Consider the following 18547-nt stretch of genomic DNA (forward strand, 5'->3'; position numbering starts at 1 on the left):
GGCTAACCCACCCTACGAAGTCCGCCCCGCAAACAGCGCCCGCTCGCGTTCTACAATCTCGGAAATATAATCCGCCACCGCGCGAATTCGCGCGAGGTCCTTGCTGTCGGCGTGCATCAGCATCCAGAAGGTGCGGGTGATCGACACCTCTTCCGCCAGTACCGCAATCAGCTGCGGATAGTCGGCCGCCATGAAATGCGGCAGCACGGCGATACCGAAGCCGGCGAGCGTGGCGTTGAGTTGGGCGATCAGATTGGCGCTGCGCAAGCGTGCGGAGATCTTGGGCGACACCTGCGGCAGATAGTCGAGCTCGGGCGTGAACAAGAGCTCCTCGATATAGCCGACGAAGCGATGCTGCGGCAGGACCTCGCGCGAGGTGATTTTCGGGAAGCGGTCGAGATAGGCGGGCGCGGCATAGAGCCCGAGGCGGTAGTCGAGCAGCTTGCGGCCGACGATGCGGCCTTCCTTCGGCATGGTCAGGCTGATCGCGATATCGGCCTCGCGCTTGGAGAGGCTGAACAGCCGCGCGGTGGCCACGAGTTGCAAATCGAGATCGGGATACCGGTCGGCGAAGGCTCCGAGCCGCGGCGCTAGGAACGCGGTCCCGAAGCCGTCGGGGGCGCCGATCCGCACCGTGCCGGTCAACCGCGCCACCGACCCGCCGACCTGCTCCTGGTTGGCGACGATGGTCGATTCCATGGCTTCCGCGCTGTCTGCGACGCGCTGGCCAGCCTCTGTCAGCAGGTAGCCGGTCTTGCGACGGTCGAACAGCTTGGCCGACAGGTGCTTCTCCAGCCGGTCGACACGGCGGATCACGGTGGCATGGTCGACGCCGAGCTGTTTTGCCGCAGCCGAAACCGAGCCGCCCCGCACGATGGCCAGCACGAAGCGGAAGTCGTCCCAGTCGATAGCGCCTTGATCCAGCATTTTCGCACATCTATGGTGCATTATCTCAGACTTGAATCCTATAAAATGCAGGTCGATAGGATTTGTCAAAGCGTTCAAGCTCGCCTCAAGGAGACCATTCCATGCGTTCAGTCGGACATTTCATTGGTGGCAAGGAGGTCAAGGGCACCTCGGGCCGCACCGCCGACGTATTCGAGCCGATGACCGGTGACGTCCAGGCCAAGGTGGCGCTGGCGTCCAAGGCCGAGGTCCGCGCCGCCGTGGAGAACGCCCGCGCCGCGCAGCCGGAATGGGCTGCGACCAACCCGCAGCGCCGCGCCCGCGTCATGATGAAGTTCGTCGAACTGGTGCAGCGCGACTACGACAAGCTCGCCGAACTGCTCGCCCGCGAGCACGGCAAGACCGTCCCGGACGCCAAGGGCGACATCCAGCGCGGCCTCGAAGTCGCGGAATTCGCCTGCGGCATTCCGCATCTGATGAAGGGCGAATACACCGAAGGCGCCGGCCCCGGCATCGACATCTATTCCATGCGTCAGGCGCTCGGCGTCGTCGCCGGCATCACGCCGTTCAATTTCCCGGCGATGATCCCGATGTGGAAATTCGCTCCCGCAATTGCCTGCGGCAACGCCTTCATCCTGAAGCCGTCGGAGCGCGATCCCGGCGTGCCGATGATGCTTGCCGAGCTGATGATCGAGGCGGGCCTGCCCGCCGGCATCCTCAATGTCGTCAACGGTGACAAGGAAGCGGTCGACGCCATCCTCGACGATCCCGATATCAAGGCCGTCGGCTTCGTCGGCTCCACGCCGATCGCGCAATATATCTACGAGCGCGCAGCCCAGACCGGCAAGCGCTGCCAGTGTTTTGGCGGCGCCAAGAACCACGCCATCATCATGCCAGACGCCGACATGGACCAGGCGGTCGACGCACTGATCGGCGCCGGCTACGGTTCGGCCGGCGAACGCTGCATGGCGGTTTCGGTCGCCGTTCCCGTCGGCAAGTCCACTGCCGACCGCCTAATGGAAAAGCTGATCCCGCGCGTCGAGTCGCTCAAGATCGGCACCTCGATCGATCCGTCCGCCGATTACGGTCCGCTGGTGACGCGCGAGGCGGTCGAGAAGGTCAAAGGCTATATCGACATCGGCATCAAGGAAGGCGCGACGCTCGCCGTCGACGGCCGCGGCTTCAAGATGCAGGGCTACGAAAACGGCTTCTATCTCGGCGGTTCGCTGTTCGACAACGTCACCAAGGACATGCGGATCTACAAGGAAGAGATTTTTGGCCCCGTGCTCTCGGTCGTGCGCGCGCACGATTACAAGGAAGCGCTGGCGCTGCCGTCGGAGCATGATTACGGCAACGGCGTTGCGATCTTCACCCGCGACGGCGATGCTGCGCGCGACTTCGCGGCCAAGGTCAATGTCGGCATGGTCGGCATCAACGTGCCGATCCCGGTGCCGATCGCCTATTACACCTTCGGCGGCTGGAAGAAATCGGGCTTCGGCGATCTCAACCAGCACGGCCCGGATTCGGTGCGCTTCTACACCAAAACCAAGACGGTGACCTCGCGCTGGCCGTCCGGCGTCAAGGAAGGCGCGGAGTTCTCGATCCCGCTGATGAAGTAACCCTCGTTGGAGCGAAGCTAACAGATGCAGTTCGCTCTGAACGAGGATCAGATCGCGGTTCGCGAGATGGCGTTGGCGTTTGCGGCGGAGAAGATCGCGCCGCACGCGCTGCGCTGGGACGAGGAGAAGCACTTCCCCGTCGAGGTCATGCGCGAGGCCGCCACCCTCGGGATGGGCGGCATCTACATCCGCGAGGATGTCGGCGGCTCCGCCATGACACGGTTCGACGCGGCGCTGATCTTCGAGGCGCTGGCGACCGGCTGTCCGACCACCTCGGCCTTCATCTCCATCCACAACATGGCGTCCTGGATGATCGATGCCTATGGCAGCGACACCCAGCGCCACACATGGCTGCCCAAGCTCTGCACCATGGAGCTGATCGCGAGCTACTGCCTGACCGAGCCCGGCGCCGGCTCGGACGCGGCGGCGCTGCGCACCCGCGCCGTGCGCGAGGGCGATCATTATGTCCTCAACGGCCAGAAGCAGTTCATCTCTGGCGCCGGCGGCACGGACCTTTTGGTCGCGATGGTGCGCACTGGCGGCGAGGGTCCCGGCGGCATCTCCACCCTCGTGATCGATGGCAAGACCCCGGGCGTCTCGTTCGGCGCCAATGAGCGCAAGATGGGCTGGAACGCGCAGCCGACCCGCGCCGTGATCTTCGAGAACGTCCGCGTTCCGGTCGCCAATCGCTTGAACGAGGAGGGCGTCGGCTTCAAGATCGCGATGGCCGGTCTCGACGGCGGACGTCTCAACATCACGGCATGCTCGCTCGGCGGCGCGCAAGTAGCGCTCGACAAGGCCCGCGCCTACATGAAGGAGCGCAAGGCGTTTGGAAAGCGCCTCGACGAATTCCAGGCGCTGCAATTCAAGCTCGCCGACATGGCAATCGAGCTCGAGGCCGCCCGCACGTTCCTATGGCGTGCCGCCGCTGCGCTCGATCGCAAGGATTCCGACGCCACCATGCTCTGCGCCATGGCCAAACGCTTCGGCACCGATGCCGGCTTCGAGGTCGCCAACCAGGCGCTCCAGCTTCACGGCGGCTACGGCTATCTCAGCGAATACGGCATCGAGAAGATCGTGCGCGATCTGCGCGTGCACCAGATTCTCGAAGGCACCAATGAAATCATGCGGCTGATCGTGGCGCGCAAATTGATCGAGGGCGCGCGATGAGTGGAGCGGAGGAGGGCGATCTGGTCGCGCGGGTCGAGGGCTCGGCCGGCATTATCAGGCTCAACCGTCCGAAGGCCATCAACGCCGTGACGCTGGAGATGTTTCGCGACATCGACAAGGCGCTCGACCGTTTTGAGGCCGATCCAGCCGTTGCCTTGATCGTGCTGGAAGGTGCCGGCGAGCGCGGCCTGTGTGCCGGCGGCGACATCCGCGCGCTCTGGGAGAGCTCGAAGGTCGACGGTGACCTCGGCAAGATTTTGTGGCGGGAAGAGTACATCCTCAACGCCCGGATCAAGAAATTCCCAAAACCCTATGTCGCCTTCATGGACGGCATCGTGATGGGCGGCGGCGTCGGACTCTCGGCGCATGCGAGCCATCGAATCGTGACCGACCGCACCAGGCTCGCGATGCCCGAGGTCGGGCTCGGTTTCTTCCCAGATGTCGGTGGCACATGGCTGTTGTCACGCGCGCCGGGCGAGATCGGCACTTATTTCGGCCTGACCGGCCAGACCATGAACGGCCCCGATGCGATCCACGCCAGGTTTGCAGACGCGGTGGTCACGGCAGCCAAATGCCCCGAGTTGCGCGACGCGCTGACCAAGGTTCGCCAGGGCGTCACCGCGGCCGATGTCAGCAAGCTCATCAACGGTTTTGCGACTGGGGAGACCGCGGGGCCGGTCGCCGCAAAGGAGCCGGCGATCGACGTATTGTTCGGCTTCAACCGCATGGAAGACATCCTTGCAGCTCTGAGGCGCGACGGCTCCGAGTTCGCGCTGGCGACATTGAAGACGCTCAACGAAAAATCGCCGCGCGGCATGGTGGTGACGCTCAAGCTGCTGCGGCTCGCGCGCACCGCGTCGAGCCTGGAAGAATGCCTGGTGCGCGAATATCGCGCTGCGCTGGAAGTCTTCCGCAGCGACGACTTTCGCGAAGGCGTGCGCGCCGCCGTGATCGACAAGGATCGCAATCCGACCTGGTCGCCGTCGCGGATCGAGGACGTCACGCCCGACATGCTTGCGCACTATCTCGCCGAGATCGGCCCAGACGAATTGAAGTTCAACTAATCAACGAAACGTTCAGCGGAGGAAATCACGATGGCCACGATCGCATTCATCGGTCTCGGCAACATGGGCGGCCCCATGGCCGCCAATCTGGTCAAGGCCGGCCACAAGGTCGTCGCTTTCGACCTCGCCGAGGCCTCCCGCAACCAGGCCAAGGCCGACGGTGCCGGCATCGCCCAGAGCGCTGCGGCCGCCGTGAAAGGCGCCGACGTGGTCGTCACCATGCTGCCGGCCGGCAAGCATGTGCTCGGCGTGTGGGGCGAGGTCGTTCCCGCCATGGCCAAGGGTGCGTTGATCATCGACTCCTCCACCATCGACGTCGAGAGCGCGCGCCAGGCGCATGCGCTGGCGGTCAAGCACGGGGTGCTTTCGGTCGACGCGCCGGTCTCCGGCGGCACCGGCGGCGCCAAGGGTGCGACGCTCACCTTCATGTGCGGCGGCGAGGACAACGCGTTTGCAGCGGCAAAGCCCGTGCTGGAGAACATGGGCAAGAAGATCGTGCATTGCGGCGGTGCCGGCGCGGGTCAGGCGGCAAAAATCTGCAACAACATGATCCTCGGCATTTCCATGATCGCGGTGAGCGAGGCGTTCGCGTTGGCCGAGAAGCTCGGGCTCTCGCATCAGGCGCTGTTCGACGTCGCCTCGACCTCGTCGGGCCAGTGCTGGTCGCTGACGACCTATTGCCCGGTGCCCGGGCCGGTGCCGACCTCGCCCGCCAACAACGACTACAAGCCGGGCTTTGCTTCGGCGCTGATGGTGAAGGATCTGACGCTGGCGCAGGACGCCGCCAAGGCCGCCGGCGCGGCAACACCGCTCGGCAAGCATGCGCAGGAGATCTATCAGTCATTCGACGCAGCCGGCCAGGGCGGGGTGGATTTTTCCGGAATTATCAAGCACGTTAGGAGTCTAGCCGGGAAAGCTTGATGACGACATTTCAGGAAGCGCGCGCGTTTCTGCTTCACAACCGCACGGACTACGAGACAGCCGTCAACGGCTTCCGCTGGCCGGATCCGGTTCCCTTCAACTGGGCACTCGACTGGTTCGACGCCGAGCTGGCGGCGAATGGGGACAGCAAGGATCGTCCTGCGCTCTGGATCGTCGATGCCGCGCAGGACCGGCAGACCAAGCTCGCGTTCGGGGCATTGTCGCGCCGCTCCAACCAGGTCGCGAATTTCCTCCGCGCGCAGGGCTTGAGGCGCGGCGATCATCTCCTGCTGCTGCTCGGCAACGTCGTTCCGCTATGGGAGACAATGCTGGCCGCGATCAAGCTTGGCGTGGTCGTGATTCCCGCGACGACGCTGCTCACCGCCGACGAGCTGCGCGACCGGCTCGATCGCGGCCAGGCAAAGGCGGTGGTGGCAGCGCAGGACCAGGTTGCGAAGTTCGCAAGTCTTGGCGCCGAAAATATCGTCCGCATCGTCGTGGGCGAGCCCTCCGACGGTTGGCTTACCTATGATGACGCGGCAAAGGCGTCGGACAGCTTTAGAGCCGACGGCCCGACCAACGCCGATGACCCGATGCTGCTCTATTTCACCTCGGGCACGACCGCAAAGCCAAAGCTGGTGCGGCACAGCCAGCGCAGCTATCCCGTCGGCCATCTCTCGACGATGTACTGGATCGGGCTGAAGCCCGGCGACGTCCATCTCAACATCTCCTCGCCCGGCTGGGCCAAGCATGCCTGGAGCTGCTTCTTCGCGCCGTGGAACGCGGGCGCGACCGTGTTCGTGGTCAACCAGCCGCGCTTCGATGCCAAGGGCCTGCTTGCCACCATCGGCCGCTGCGGTGTCACCACGCTGTGCGCGCCGCCGACGGTGTGGCGGCTATTCATCCAGGAGAATTTGGCTTCGTTCAAGGTGGCTTTGCGCGAGGTCTGCGGCGCCGGCGAGCCGCTCAACCCGGAAGTGATCGACCAGGTGCAGGCCGCCTGGGGCCTCACCATCCGCGACGGGTACGGCCAGACCGAAACGACGGCGCTCGCCGGCAACTCGCCGGGTCAAAAGATCAAGGTCGGCTCGATGGGCCGGCCGCTGCCGGGCTATCGCGTGCAGGTCAGTGACGCCGATGGTCATCCGGCCAAGGAGGGCGAGGTGGCTCTGGTGCTCGGCGAAAACCGCCCCGCGGGCCTGATGCAGGGCTATCAGGGCGACAACGGAGGGCTGTCCGGCGCCGAAGGCGAGCTTTATCGCAGCGGCGACGTCGTGTTCGAGGACGACGATGGCTATCTCACCTTCGTCGGCCGCTCCGACGACGTGTTCAAATCCTCCGACTACCGCATCAGCCCGTTCGAGCTCGAGAGCGTGTTGCTCGAGCACGAGCTCGTCGCAGAAGCCGCCGTGGTGCCGAGCCCGGATCCGATCCGGCTCGCGATTCCCAAGGCTTTTGTGCTGCTGACATCCGGCGCGGAGCGCTCGCCGGAAACTGCGCTCTCCATCTTCAGGCATCTGCACACGCGCCTTGCGCCGTTCAAGCGCATCCGTCGCCTCGAGATCGTCACGGAGCTGCCGAAGACGATCTCGGGAAAGATCCGCCGCGTCCAGCTCAGACGTCTCGAGCGCGACGACGACCGCAACGATCCTCTGCGCGGCCGGGAATTCCGCGAAGAGGATTTTCCGGAGCTGCCGAAAACACGGAGTGAGACCTAAGTGAACGAAGTCTGGAAGAAGCCGCCGATTGCGCTTCAGGCCTATCAAGCCATGGTCGGCAAGGAGATCGGGGTGTCGTCGTGGCACCTGATCGACCAACCCCGTATCGACACCTATGCCGACGTGATCGAGGATCACCAGTTCATTCACGTCGACCCGGAGCGTGCGAAGAAGGAGACGGCGTTCGGCACCACCATCGCGCACGGCTTCCTCACGATGTCGCTGCTGTCGATCATGTCCTACGAGGTGATGCCCGTCATCGCGGGCACCACGATGGGCGTCAATTACGGTTTCGACAAGCTGCGTTTCATCTCGCCGGTGCGTTCGGGAAAACGCGTTCGCGGCCGTTTCGTGCTGGCGGAAGCCAAGCTGCGCAAGCCGAATGAATTGCAGTCGCGCACCAACGTCACGGTGGAGATCGAAGGCGAGGACAAGCCCGCGCTGGTCGCGGAGTGGCTGGGGTTGATCTATTTCGCCTGAGGCTAACAGTCGTTGCCGGGCTTGACCCGGCAACCCATCGCTGCTCAAAAGCTGTCCAAATCGCTCGCGAAGCTTTCTCACCCTCTCCCCCTGCGGGAGAGGGTGGCTTCGCGGAACGCGAAGCCGGGTGAGGGGTATCCCTCCACGAGCTCCGCTGTCGATGGAGACCCCTCATCCGGCGCCGTAGCCGACGCTACGCGTCGGCGTTCGTTTTAAGGACGGCGGCCCGTAGGCCGCCTATGCCACCTTCTCCCACAAGGGGAGAAGGAAGAAAGGAAGCACAATGGCAATCAGGTTCGACGGACGCGTCGCCATCGTCACAGGCGCGGGCAATGGCCTCGGGCGGGCGCATGCGCTGGGATTGGCAAGCCGCGGCGCGAAAGTCGTGGTCAACGATTTCGGTGGCGCGCGCGACGGCAGCGGCGGCTCGCTCTCGCCCGCGGAAGCCGTGGTCGAGGAGATCCGCAAGGCCGGCGGCATCGCCATGGCCGACGGCGCCGACGTCTCCAATTTCGAGCAGGTCACCGCGATGGTCGAGCGCGCCACCAAGGAGTGGGGCAGCGTCGACCTCTTGTGTGCCAATGCCGGCATTTTGCGCGACAAGTCGTTCGGCAAGATGGAAGCGGCCGATTTCCAGAAGGTGCTCGACGTGCACCTCGTCGGCACTTTCTATTGCTGCAAGGCGGCCTGGGCCGGCATGCGCGATCGCAATTATGGTCGCATCGTGCTGACGACGTCGTCCTCCGGCCTCTACGGTAATTTCGGTCAGGCCAATTACGGTGCGGCCAAGTCCGGCATGGTCGGCCTGATGAACGTGCTGGCGGAAGAGGGCCGCAAGAGCGACATCCGCGTCAACATCATCTCGCCGACGGCAGCGACCCGCATGACGGAAGAGCTGCTGCCGCCGCAGGCGCTGCAGTTGATGAAGCCGAATGCGATCACGCCCGCGGTCGAGTACATGCTGAGCGAGGATGCGCCGACCCGCACCATCATGGGCGCTGGCGCCGGCTCGTTCGCGGTGATCAAGATCGTCGAGAGCGAAGGCATCAACCTGCCGGAGTCCGAGTGGACCCCGGACGCGATCGCGGCGCATTTCGCCGAGATCAGCGACATGTCGAAAGCGAAGGCGTTGCAGGGGGCTTTCGAGCAGACGCAGAAGTATGTGGCGCAGGCGGCGGCGCGTGCCGGAGTTAAACTCTGACAGCCGTCGCCGTCATCGGCGCCGGCCCTGCCGGGCTGATGGCGGCGGAGGTGCTCGCGCAGGGTGGTGCTCGCGTCACCGTCTACGATTCGATGCCGTCCGCGGGCCGCAAATTCCTGATGGCGGGCCGCGGCGGACTCAATCTCACCCACAGTGAACCGCTGCCTCAGTTCATCACGCGCTACCGCGAGGCGGCGCAGAGGTTGCAGGCTGCGATCGACGCGTTTCCGCCGGACGCGCTGCGGGCCTGGAGCGAGGCGCTGGGCGAGCCGACTTTTGTCGGCTCCAGCGGGCGTGTGTTTCCGAAATCGTTCAAGGCCTCGCCCTTGCTGCGGGCTTGGCTGCGGCGCCTCGATGCGGCCGGCGTCCGCTTTGCCTTTCGCCAGCGCTGGCTGGGCTGGGACGGCGACGGACGACTGGTCTTTGACGCACACGGCGGCGGCGTTGCCATCGCCGCGGATGCCACGGTGCTGGCACTCGGCGGCGCAAGCTGGCCGCGACTAGGCTCCGATGGCGGCTGGACGACGATCCTGGCCGACAAAGGCGTTGCGATCTCGCCGCTGCGGCCGGCGAACTCCGGCTTCACCGTCGACTGGTCCGAAATCTTCCGCACGCGCTTCGAAGGCCAACCGCTCAAGGGCATCACGCTGTCGTTCGGCCCACACCGCGTGCGCGGCGAGGCCATGATCACAAGCGGCGGGATCGAGGGCGGAGCGATCTATGCATTGTCGGCCGAACTGCGCGACGCGATCGCAACGAACGGCGCAGCGGTCCTGCAGGCCGCCTTACGGCCGGATGTCGATCATGGCGAACTCGTCAAGCGCCTGTCCGCCTCGCGCGGCAAGCAATCGTTCTCCAATTTCCTGCGCAAGGCTGCGCAGCTTTCTCCCGTTGCGGTCGGATTGTTACAGGAAGCCGCCATCGGTGCTGGCCGGTCGTTGTCGGCAATGTCGGCTGAACAATTGGCGGAGCTCATGAACGCCGTGCCGGTCAAGCTCATGGACGTCGCGCCGATCGCGCGCGCGATCTCCAGCGCCGGCGGGATTTCGTTCGACGAGCTCGACACCGACTTCATGATCCGCAAGCTGCCGGGCGTGTTCGCAGCCGGTGAGATGCTGGACTGGGAGGCGCCGACCGGTGGCTATTTGCTCCAGGCTTCGTTTGCGACGGGGGCTGTGGCGGGCAGGAGTGTGTTGCGACGGCTCGCCCTGGAGGATGGGTAGAGCGCAGCGAAACCCATCATTCAGGTAGGGTCGATGGGTTTCGCTGCGCTCTACTCATCCCATGGAGCCCTACCTCAGCTTTCCCCGTGCCGCCACCGGCAGCGTGCCGATGATCTCCTCGCCGCGCACCATCACGACTTCGTCCATCATGTTGACGACGACGCAGACATGATTGGGCACGATGCGGACAACGTCGCCGACGTTAGGCCGGGTGTTGCTGCGGGAGAGGTCGAGGAAGCCGTGCTCCTCGGCAAAGCGTGCGATCTTGGCTTCGGGGTGCTCCAGGATCAGGCCGTGGCCGTCGAGGCCGCCGGTGTCCGTCGTCAGCGTCTTCGAGCCGGCGTCGAGGATGCCGCGCTCAGGCGCGGCGCGGCTGACCACGGTCGAAAAGATGTGCAGCGCGCAATCGTCCCAGGTGGCGGAGCCGGCGGCGACCTGCATGCGGTCGTTATAGATATAGGTGCCGAAGCGGTGCTCGGTGCCGCCCTTGAGCTTGCCGATATTCTTCAGGTTGGGCGTGCCGCCGGTCGAGACGATTTTTGCATCCAGCCCGTGCGCGCGCACGCCGGCCAGAGCTTCGTCATAGAATTTCTGCGCATCCGCCCAGCCGTTCTCGGTCGGGTAGAGCATGAAGCCGGCGAACTCGAGCCCCTTGGATGCAGCAATCTCCTGCGCCAACGCGATTGCCTCGGCGGGGGTCTCGACGCCGGCGCGCTTGCGGCCGGTATCGCATTCGACCACGACCGACAGCGGTCGGCCTGAGGCGGCGGCAGCCTTGGGCAGGCCGGCAACGACGGTCGAATTGTCAGCGGCGACGGTCATGTTGGCCTTTGCCTGCAGCGCCCCTAAGCGCGCCATCTTCTCATCGCCGAGCAAATTGTAGCTGATCAGAATGTCGTCGACACCGGCATTGGCCATGATCTCGGCTTCACCGAGCTTCTGGCAGGTGATGCCCTTGGCACCGGCCGCGATCTGCATCTTGGCGATCGTCGGGTTCTTGTGCGTCTTGATGTGAGGACGGTTGGCGATCCCAGCGTCGTCGCAAGCCTTCTGAATCCTGGCGATGTTGCGCTCGACCTTGTCCATGTCGATGACGGCGCAGGGCGTGCCGTATTCGCGGGCGATCTTGGCGGCAAGGGTCGTTGTCATGGAAGTCTCTGAGTTGGCGCGCAATCTGTTTGCAAAAGCGGTGCCCACTTTTGCGAAATGCACGCTAGGCCTGTTCAATCTCTTCGCGCCGCACTTCGAGCTCCAGCCATTTGTCTTCGGCCTCGGCCAATTCCTTTTGCGCCTTCGTCAGGGCGTCGGAGGCCTGATCGAAGCGCTTGCGATCCTTGCGGAAGAGATCGGGGTCGTCAAGGAAGCGCTGCTGCTTGGCGATCTCGGCCTGCAGCTTGGCGATGGTCTTGGGCAGCGTCTCCAGCGCGTGTTGTTCGTTGAAGGTCAGCCGTCGTCTCGCGACGCCGGAAGGCGCGGCTGATCGCTGTTCTCTCGTCTCTTCGACGGCCTTCGCTGTCGCGCGCTTCACGTCGGCGCCGCGCTGGGCCAGCATGTCGGTATAGCCGCCGGCATATTCGAGCCAGCGTCCATTGCCCTCGGGGACGATCACGGACGTCACCACGCGGTCGAGAAAATCGCGATCGTGGCTGATCAGGATCACGGTGCCCTCGTAGTCGCTGAGCATTTCCTCGAGGACGTCGAGGGTCTCGAGGTCGAGGTCGTTGGTCGGCTCGTCCAGTACCAGGAGGTTGGAGGGCTTCGCCAGCGCGCGCGCCAGCATCAGCCGGCCGCGTTCACCGCCCGACAGTACCTCCAGCGGCGTGCGCATCTGTTCCTGGGCGAACAGGAAGTCCTTCATGTAGCTGACGACATGCTTCGGCTTGCCGCCGACCATGACATGGTCGCCGCGGCCGCCGGTGAGCGCTTCGGCCAGCGTCGTCTTCGGATCGAGACTTTCCCGATGCTGGTCGAGCGTCGCCATCTCGATGTTGGCACCGAGCCGTATGCTGCCGCTGTCCGGTGCGCTGCCGCCGGTCAGCATCTCGATCAGCGTGGTCTTGCCGGCGCCGTTCGGGCCGACGATGCCGATGCGATCGCCGCGCTGGACGCGGATCGAGAAGCCGTCGACGATCTTTCGCTCGCCATAGGACCGGCTGATATTCTTGGCCTCGATGACGAGCTTGCCGGATTTGTCGGCTTCGGCAGCCGCGAGGTTGGCGTTGCCCGTCGCGCCGCGATGGGTGCGGCGCTGGTCGCGTAGTGCGTGGAGATTGCCGAGCCGCTTGACGTTGCGCTTGCGGCGGCCCGAGACGCCGTAGCGCAACCAGTGCTCTTCGTTGACGATCTTGCGGTCGAGCTTGTGCTGGTCGCGCTCTTCCTCCGCGAGCACCTCATCGCGCCAGGCCTCGAAGGCACTGAAGCCGCGGTCGATCTGCCGGATCTGGCCGCGGTCGAGCCAGGCGGTGCTGCGCGAGAGATTGCCCAGGAAGCGTCGATCGTGGCTGATGATCACCAGCGCGCAGCGGCGGCTCTCCAGTTCGCCCTCCAGCCATTCGATGGTCGGAAGATCCAGATGGTTGGTCGGCTCGTCCAGCAGCAGGATATCGGGCGAGGGCGCCAGCACGCGCGCCAGCGCGGCGCGGCGCGCTTCGCCGCCGGAGACGTGCGCCGGATCTTCTTCGCCGCTGAGACCGAGCTGCTCGACCAGATAGCGCGCCTGATAGTGGTCGTCGCCGGCATTGAGGCCGGCCTCGACATAGGCAAGCGTAGTGGAGAAACCGGAAAAATCCGGCTCCTGCGGCAGGTAACGGATGGTGGCGCCGGGCTGCACGAAACGGCTGCCGTCATCCGGTTCGACCAGGCCGGCGGCGATCTTGAGCAGCGTCGATTTGCCGGAACCGTTGCGGCCGATCAGGCAGACGCGCTCGCCGGTCGAAACCGACAGTTCGACGCCCGCGAGCAGCGGCGTGCCGCCAAACGTCAGCTTGATATCGCGCAGTTGAATCAGCGGTGGCGCCATGCGGTGTCTCAGTCCTGTCTTGTTGCGGCCTGGTCGGCGCGGCGGCGCTGGATGCGGCGGATGGTCTGGTCGAGCGTCGACAGAAACGTCGAGCGGTCGCGCGGTGAATACGATTTCGGACCGCCGGTGACTTCGCCGGCCGAGCGCAAATCGGTCATCAGGTTGCGGACCGCCAGCGTCATCCCGATCGATTCCTCGGTGAACGCCTTGCCGTTGGACGCGATCACATCGGCGCCGGCCCTTACACAGCGGCTCGCGAGTGGAATATCCGAGGTAATGACGATATCGCCGGGCCCGGCGCGTTCCGCGATCCAGTCATCGGCTGCGTCCATGCCGGCACCCGCGGCGACCCGCTCGATCAGCGGATCCTGGGGCACGCGGATGAAATTGCCCGCGACCACGCTCACGGGCAGGCCGTGCCTGCCGGCGACGCGATAGATCTCGTCCTTCACCGGACAGGCGTCGGCGTCGACATAGATGCGGGTGGTGTTTTGAGGGTTCGTCATTGTCCGTAGATGGGGCTTGCGAAGCGGTTCCGCAGCAGCCGCGTGGTACCCCATTCGGGCCGCAAAGGCGAGGGGATTGACCCCGGTTCCTCAGGGCCTACGATTGGTCCGAAACAACAAGAATTTGGGGAAAGCCAAGCCATGCCGAACCGGCTCGAAACCTATCGCGTCGAGGCCTACAACACGGCCAAGCAATCCGAAAACAAGATGCATGACGACAATGTGGCGCGCCGCTTCGGGTTTTCCGGCGGGCTGGTCCCCGGCGTCGACGTCTTCGCCTACATGATGCATGTGCCGGTGGCGTGCTGGGGCCGCGATTTCCTGTCGCGCGGGCTGATCGAGGCGCGTTTCATCAAGCCGGTCTATGACGGCGAAACCGCCGACGTCGACGCGACCGAGCACAACGGCCTGCTCACGATCGAGGTGTTCAGCCGCACCGAGCTCTGTGCCACCGGCACGGCGTCGCTGCCGGCGACTGCGGCTGCGGTGTCGTTGAGCGACTATGTCGAGGTCCCCGCGATTGCAGAGCGCAAGCCGGTCAGCCCGGCAACATTCGAGACCGGCAAATGGTTGGGCACGACGCCGCGCCGTTGGGCCGGTCAGGATGCAGCCGATTATCTCGCTGATGTCAGGGAGACCGATCCGATCTTCGCGCGCGAGGGGCTCGGCCACCCCGGCCTGATCCAGCGCGTCATGAACCGCGTGCTGGTGGACAATACCATCCTCGGCCCTTGGATTCATGTCGGCAGCCGCATGCAACTGTTGTCAGCCGCACGCGCCGGTGACGAGATCACCGCGCGGGCCAAAGTCACTGGAAATTACGAGAAGAAAGGCCACCGCTTCGTCGAGCTCGACGCACTCGTCGTCGCCAACGGCACGACGCCGCTGGCGCACTGCCAGCACACCGCGATCTACCAGCCGCGCGAGCAGGCGGCGGCGTAGGCGCGAAAAAGGCACATCGCCACAACACCGTCATGCCCGGGCTTGTCCCGGGCATCCACGTTCTTGATGCCTCACGGCGTGGATGGCCGGGTCAAGCCCGGCCATGACGAAGGAGAGAGCGTGACTTACGCCGCTTTCCCCTTCGCATCCTGGATCGCGCGCCACACACGTTCCGGGGTCAGCGGCATGTCGATGTGCTTGATGCCGTAGTCGGAGAGCGCGTCGATCACCGCGTTCACCACTGTCGACAGGCTGCCGGCGCAGCCGGCTTCGCCGCAGCCCTTGCTGCCGAGCGGATTGGTCGTGGCCGGTACCGGGTGGTCGCCGACCGTCATGTTCGGAACGTCCTCGGCGCGCGGCAGAGCGTAGTCCATCAGCGAGCCCGTGATCGGCTGGCCGCTCTCGTCGTAGCGAACGTGCTCCATGAGAGCCTGGCCGATGCCCTGGACGACGCCGCCATGGAGTTGGCCCGCGACCAGCAGCGGATTGATCACCGTGCCGAAATCGTTGACCGCGCTGTAGCGCACGATCTGAACCACGCCGGTCTCAGGGTCGATCTCGACCTCGGCGACATGGCAGCCGTTCGGGAAGGCCGACGGCACCGGTTCGCTGGTGTGATCGACGTCGAGGCTGTCGGGTACGCCCTCCGGCGCCTTGCCGTCGTGCAGGCGCTTGGCGAGCTCCATGATATCGATGCTGCGGTCGGTGCCGGCGATCGTAAAGTTGCCGCCTTCGAATTCGATGTCGGCCTCGGATGCCTCCAGCATGTGCGCTGCGGCGCGCTTGCCCTTTTCGATCACGAGCTTGGCGGCGCCCACGATCGCCATGCCGGTCGCAGTGATCGAGCGCGAGCCGCCGGTGCCATTGCCGGTGTGGACGATATCGCTATCGCCCTGCACCAGCTTGACGCTGTCGAAGGGCACCCCGAGCTGCTGGCAGAGCACCTGCGCGAATGCGGATGCGTGGCCCTGGCCGTAATCGAGCGTACCGGTGATGAGCTGCACCGAGCCATCGGGATCGAACACGATCTTGCCGAGTTCGACGCCGGGAGGTGCGGTCACCTCCAGATAGGAGCCGACGGCGATGCCGCGCAGCTTGCCGGACTTCTTGCTCTCCTTCTTGCGCTTGGCGAAATTCTCGTGATCGGAGATTTCGAGCGCCTTGTTGAAGACAGCCTGGAAGTCGCCGCTGTCATAGGTGACGCCGGAGGACGCGGCGAACGGCATCTGGTTCTGCTTGATGAAGTTGCGCTTGCGCAAGGTCAGGCGATTGATGCCCATCTCGTCGGCGGCGCGGTCGATCAGCCGCTCCATGTAGTAGTTGGCCTCGGGCCGGCCGGCGCCGCGATAGGCGCCCATCAACGTGGTGTTGGTCAGCACCACCTTGATGTCCACCGCCATCAGCGGAGTACGGTAGACGCTGGAAAAATTCTTGCCAGTGTTGAGCGAAAGCGGGCCGGGCGCAACGCCGGTGATGTAGGCGCCGAGGTTGCCGTAGCCTTCGAGCTTTGCCGCGAGGAAATGGCCCTCGGGGTCGAGCGCCAGTTCGGCATGGATCCTCTGCGCGCGGCCGTGGCTGTCGGAGAGAAAGCTGGTCGAGCGTTCGTCCAGCCATTTCACCGGCCGTGCCAATTCCTTGGCCGCGTACAGGATGCACATGTATTCGGGGTAGTTGATGTTCTTCATGCCGAACGAACCGCCGACATTCGCGGTGAGAATACGCACGTTCTCGTTCGGCACTTTCAGGTTTTTGGCGAGATTGGCGCGGTTACCCGCCACCCCCTGCGTTGGCACCTGAAGTGTGTAACGCTCGGTCTTCTTGTCGAAGGAGGCGAGCCCCACGCGCGGCTCCATCGAGACAACTGCGACGCGGGTGTTCTCGATGTCGATCTTGGTGACGTGCGCGGCGCTGGCGAAGGCGGCGTTGACCTTCTGGATGTCGCCATAGTGGTAGTCGAGCGCGACATTGTTCGGGATGTGGTCGTAGAGTTGCGGCGCGCCGGGTTTTGCGGCTTGCTCGGGGTCGGTCACCGCTGGCAGCGGTTCGATATCGAGCTCGACCGCCTCGGCCGCGTCGCGCGCCTGGGCCAGCGTCTCCGCCACCACGAAGGCGACGGGATCGCCGACGAAGCGGACCTTGTCGGTTGCGAGCGGCTGGCGGTTGGTCTGGAGCAGGGGCAAGCCGTCACGGCTCTTCAGCGGCAGGCCGCAGGTGAAGGGGCCGTAGCCGGCCGCATCGAGGTCTTTGCCGGTCCACACCCCCAGCACGCCCGGCATCGCCCTGGCGGCGTCGATGTTGATGCCGCGAATGACGCCGTGGGCATGGGTCGAGCGGACGATCACGGCATGGGCCTGGCCGGGCAGGTTGAAATCGTCGGTGTAGCGGCCCTTGCCGCGCACCAGGGTATCGTCCTCCTTGCGGCGGACCGGCTGCCCGACGCCATATTTTTGCAGTGCAATAGCGTTTTCGAGCGTGGAGGATTTGGTGTGTTCTTGCATGGAATTGACCTGAAAAGCCGGCAATTGCGCGGTTTGGGGGGCGCCTGGGGGACCGGACCCTTCAAAAATAACCTACCGGCCCGTTCACGACAACGCACGAATGGGCATGGTCCCATGTGATGCGTTGTTGCGCAGGATTGGCGCGCTGCTAATGTTTCAGGCGAAAAAGCAATTCCAGATCGGCCCAACCGGCCGCGGAAAGACAGTTTGTATGAATGACCACACGCGGCTCCGCGACGGCCTTGCGCCGCACGGTGAGCTGGGGTCGATGGCGGCGGCGTTCGCCACTGAACCGGCCGTCGGCGCGCAAGCGCCGGGAACCGGCGTCTACGCGGCGCTCGACCTCGGCACCAACAATTGCAGGCTCCTGATCGCCTGTCCGACCCACGACGGGTTTCGCGTGGTCGATTCCTTCTCGCGCATCATCCGGCTCGGCGAGGGCGTCTCGGCAACGGGGTGCATCAGCGAGGCCGCGATCGAGCGCGCCATCGTGGCGCTCGGCATCTGCCGTGACAAGATCAACCTGCGCAAAGCGCGGCGGCTGCGGCTGATCGCCACCGAAGCCTGCCGCGCCGCCTCGAACGCCGAAGGCTTTCGCAGCCGCGTCGCGGCCGAGACCGGGATCGAGCTCGAGGTTATCGACCGCGAGACCGAGGCGGCGCTTGCCGTGCTCGGCTGCTCGCCGCTGGTCGATCCCAGGGGCCGCGGCGCGATCCTGTTCGACATCGGCGGCGGCTCGACCGAGCTGGTGCGGATCGAGCGCGACGCCGCAAATCCGGAGCCGCGCATCAAAGCCTGGATGTCGATTCCGTTCGGTGTGGTCACCCTTGCCGAGCAGTTCGGCGGGCGCGACGTGACACCGGACATCTACGCCGCCATGGAGCGCGAGGTCGCCCACCACATCAAGCCGTTCGCCGAACAGCATGGCGGCGATCTCGCCGACATGCATCTGCTCGGCACGTCAGGCACTGTGACGACCCTCGCCGGCATCCATCTCAACCTCGCCCGCTACGACCGCCGCCGCATCGACAGCGTCTGGATGAACGATACCGACGTCACCGCGACCATCAACAAGCTGCTCGGCATGAGCTACGAGGAGCGCGCCGGCAACAGCTGCATCAGCATCGAGCGCGCCGATCTCGTCCTGGCCGGCTGCGCCATCCTCGACGCGATCCGCCGCGCCTTTCCGCTGCCACGCCTGCGCGTCGCCGACCGGGGCCTGCGCGAAGGCATGCTGGTCGAGATGATGCGCGAAGACGGCGCGCTCAGGAGCTGGTGAG

General features: G+C 65.0%; 14 protein-coding genes and 1 pseudogene. 10 read left to right on the top strand and 5 right to left on the bottom strand.

Translation table 11 applies throughout. The features are described from left to right. Positions 1-12 precede the first annotated feature (12 nt). Positions 13-927 carry a LysR family transcriptional regulator gene (locus AC0L3P_RS17250; RefSeq protein ID WP_354204118.1) on the bottom strand — a complete coding sequence of 305 codons (915 nt, stop codon included), beginning with the start codon at positions 925-927 and terminating at the stop codon, positions 13-15. A gap of 101 nt (positions 928-1028) precedes the next feature. Here AC0L3P_RS17250 and AC0L3P_RS17255 point away from each other — a divergent pair, with 101 nt between their 5' ends. From AC0L3P_RS17255 to AC0L3P_RS17290, 8 genes and pseudogenes are all read left to right on the top strand, one after another. Continuing rightward, positions 1029-2525 carry a CoA-acylating methylmalonate-semialdehyde dehydrogenase gene (locus AC0L3P_RS17255; protein ID WP_094896561.1) on the top strand — a complete coding sequence of 499 codons (1497 nt, stop codon included), beginning with the start codon at positions 1029-1031 and terminating at the stop codon, positions 2523-2525. Between the two features lie 24 nt (positions 2526-2549). Beyond that, a complete protein-coding gene (locus AC0L3P_RS17260; RefSeq protein WP_473303195.1) occupies positions 2550-3695 on the top strand; it encodes an isobutyryl-CoA dehydrogenase in 1146 nt (381 codons plus the stop codon). Beyond that, complete coding sequence (locus AC0L3P_RS17265; RefSeq protein WP_473303198.1) at positions 3692-4759, top strand: enoyl-CoA hydratase/isomerase family protein; 1068 nt, start codon at positions 3692-3694, stop codon at positions 4757-4759. Before AC0L3P_RS17260 ends, AC0L3P_RS17265 begins: the two co-directional genes overlap by 4 nt. A 21-nt stretch (positions 4760-4780) precedes the next feature. Beyond that, positions 4781-5680: pseudogene (gene mmsB / locus AC0L3P_RS17270) on the top strand (3-hydroxyisobutyrate dehydrogenase); the annotation flags it as partial. Further along, a complete protein-coding gene (locus AC0L3P_RS17275; RefSeq protein ID WP_473303200.1) occupies positions 5680-7398 on the top strand; it encodes an AMP-binding protein in 1719 nt (572 codons plus the stop codon). The pseudogene mmsB and the gene AC0L3P_RS17275, both read left to right, overlap by 1 nt. After that, on the top strand, positions 7399-7878 hold the full coding sequence (locus tag AC0L3P_RS17280; RefSeq protein WP_473303205.1) for a MaoC family dehydratase: 480 nt from the start codon (positions 7399-7401) through the stop codon (positions 7876-7878). A gap of 283 nt (positions 7879-8161) precedes the next feature. Further along, positions 8162-9079 (top strand): SDR family NAD(P)-dependent oxidoreductase, encoded by a 918-nt coding sequence (locus tag AC0L3P_RS17285; protein ID WP_473303207.1) that lies wholly within the window; start codon positions 8162-8164, stop codon positions 9077-9079. Then, on the top strand, positions 9076-10302 hold the full coding sequence (locus AC0L3P_RS17290) for a BaiN/RdsA family NAD(P)/FAD-dependent oxidoreductase (protein WP_473303484.1): 1227 nt from the start codon (positions 9076-9078) through the stop codon (positions 10300-10302). Before AC0L3P_RS17285 ends, AC0L3P_RS17290 begins: the two co-directional genes overlap by 4 nt. 69 nt (positions 10303-10371) lie before the next feature. Here the strand turns inward: AC0L3P_RS17290 and AC0L3P_RS17295 are convergent, their stop codons facing one another. The 3 genes from AC0L3P_RS17295 to AC0L3P_RS17305 form a co-directional block, all read right to left on the bottom strand. Continuing rightward, positions 10372-11451 carry a D-TA family PLP-dependent enzyme gene (locus AC0L3P_RS17295; RefSeq protein WP_473303211.1) on the bottom strand — a complete coding sequence of 360 codons (1080 nt, stop codon included), beginning with the start codon at positions 11449-11451 and terminating at the stop codon, positions 10372-10374. A 64-nt stretch (positions 11452-11515) separates the two neighbouring features. Further along, positions 11516-13321 (bottom strand): ABC-F family ATP-binding cassette domain-containing protein, encoded by a 1806-nt coding sequence (locus AC0L3P_RS17300; protein WP_473303214.1) that lies wholly within the window; start codon positions 13319-13321, stop codon positions 11516-11518. An 8-nt stretch (positions 13322-13329) separates the two neighbouring features. After that, complete coding sequence (locus AC0L3P_RS17305) at positions 13330-13827, bottom strand: YaiI/YqxD family protein (RefSeq protein WP_473303216.1); 498 nt, start codon at positions 13825-13827, stop codon at positions 13330-13332. Between the two features lie 141 nt (positions 13828-13968). Between AC0L3P_RS17305 and AC0L3P_RS17310 the strand changes: the two genes are divergently transcribed. Next, on the top strand, positions 13969-14769 hold the full coding sequence (locus AC0L3P_RS17310; protein WP_473303218.1) for a hypothetical protein: 801 nt from the start codon (positions 13969-13971) through the stop codon (positions 14767-14769). A gap of 125 nt (positions 14770-14894) precedes the next feature. On the opposite strand, the gene AC0L3P_RS17315 is transcribed toward AC0L3P_RS17310, so the two are convergent. Next, positions 14895-17267, bottom strand: coding sequence for a xanthine dehydrogenase family protein molybdopterin-binding subunit (locus AC0L3P_RS17315; RefSeq protein WP_473303220.1), 2373 nt, complete (start codon positions 17265-17267; stop codon positions 14895-14897). Between the two features lie 211 nt (positions 17268-17478). Here AC0L3P_RS17315 and AC0L3P_RS17320 point away from each other — a divergent pair, with 211 nt between their 5' ends. Then, on the top strand, positions 17479-18546 hold the full coding sequence (locus AC0L3P_RS17320) for a Ppx/GppA phosphatase family protein (RefSeq protein ID WP_473303222.1): 1068 nt from the start codon (positions 17479-17481) through the stop codon (positions 18544-18546). Position 18547 lies beyond the last annotated feature (1 nt).

The sequence above is a fragment of the Bradyrhizobium sp. WSM4874 genome (genome assembly GCF_055811835.1).

Excerpts from the sequence above, each read along its gene's own strand:
- AC0L3P_RS17250 (WP_354204118.1), bottom strand. The coding sequence starts at position 927 with ATGCTGGATCAAGGCGCTATCGACTGGGACGACTTCCGCTTCGTGCTG.
- AC0L3P_RS17255 (WP_094896561.1), top strand. The coding sequence starts at position 1,029 with ATGCGTTCAGTCGGACATTTCATTGGTGGCAAGGAGGTCAAGGGCACC.
- AC0L3P_RS17260 (WP_473303195.1), top strand. The coding sequence starts at position 2,550 with ATGCAGTTCGCTCTGAACGAGGATCAGATCGCGGTTCGCGAGATGGCG.
- AC0L3P_RS17265 (WP_473303198.1), top strand. The coding sequence starts at position 3,692 with ATGAGTGGAGCGGAGGAGGGCGATCTGGTCGCGCGGGTCGAGGGCTCG.
- AC0L3P_RS17275 (WP_473303200.1), top strand. The coding sequence starts at position 5,680 with ATGACGACATTTCAGGAAGCGCGCGCGTTTCTGCTTCACAACCGCACG.
- AC0L3P_RS17285 (WP_473303207.1), top strand. The coding sequence starts at position 8,162 with ATGGCAATCAGGTTCGACGGACGCGTCGCCATCGTCACAGGCGCGGGC.
- AC0L3P_RS17295 (WP_473303211.1), bottom strand. The coding sequence starts at position 11,451 with ATGACAACGACCCTTGCCGCCAAGATCGCCCGCGAATACGGCACGCCC.
- AC0L3P_RS17300 (WP_473303214.1), bottom strand. The coding sequence starts at position 13,321 with ATGGCGCCACCGCTGATTCAACTGCGCGATATCAAGCTGACGTTTGGC.
- AC0L3P_RS17305 (WP_473303216.1), bottom strand. The coding sequence starts at position 13,827 with ATGACGAACCCTCAAAACACCACCCGCATCTATGTCGACGCCGACGCC.
- AC0L3P_RS17310 (WP_473303218.1), top strand. The coding sequence starts at position 13,969 with ATGCCGAACCGGCTCGAAACCTATCGCGTCGAGGCCTACAACACGGCC.
- AC0L3P_RS17315 (WP_473303220.1), bottom strand. The coding sequence starts at position 17,267 with ATGCAAGAACACACCAAATCCTCCACGCTCGAAAACGCTATTGCACTG.
- AC0L3P_RS17320 (WP_473303222.1), top strand. The coding sequence starts at position 17,479 with ATGAATGACCACACGCGGCTCCGCGACGGCCTTGCGCCGCACGGTGAG.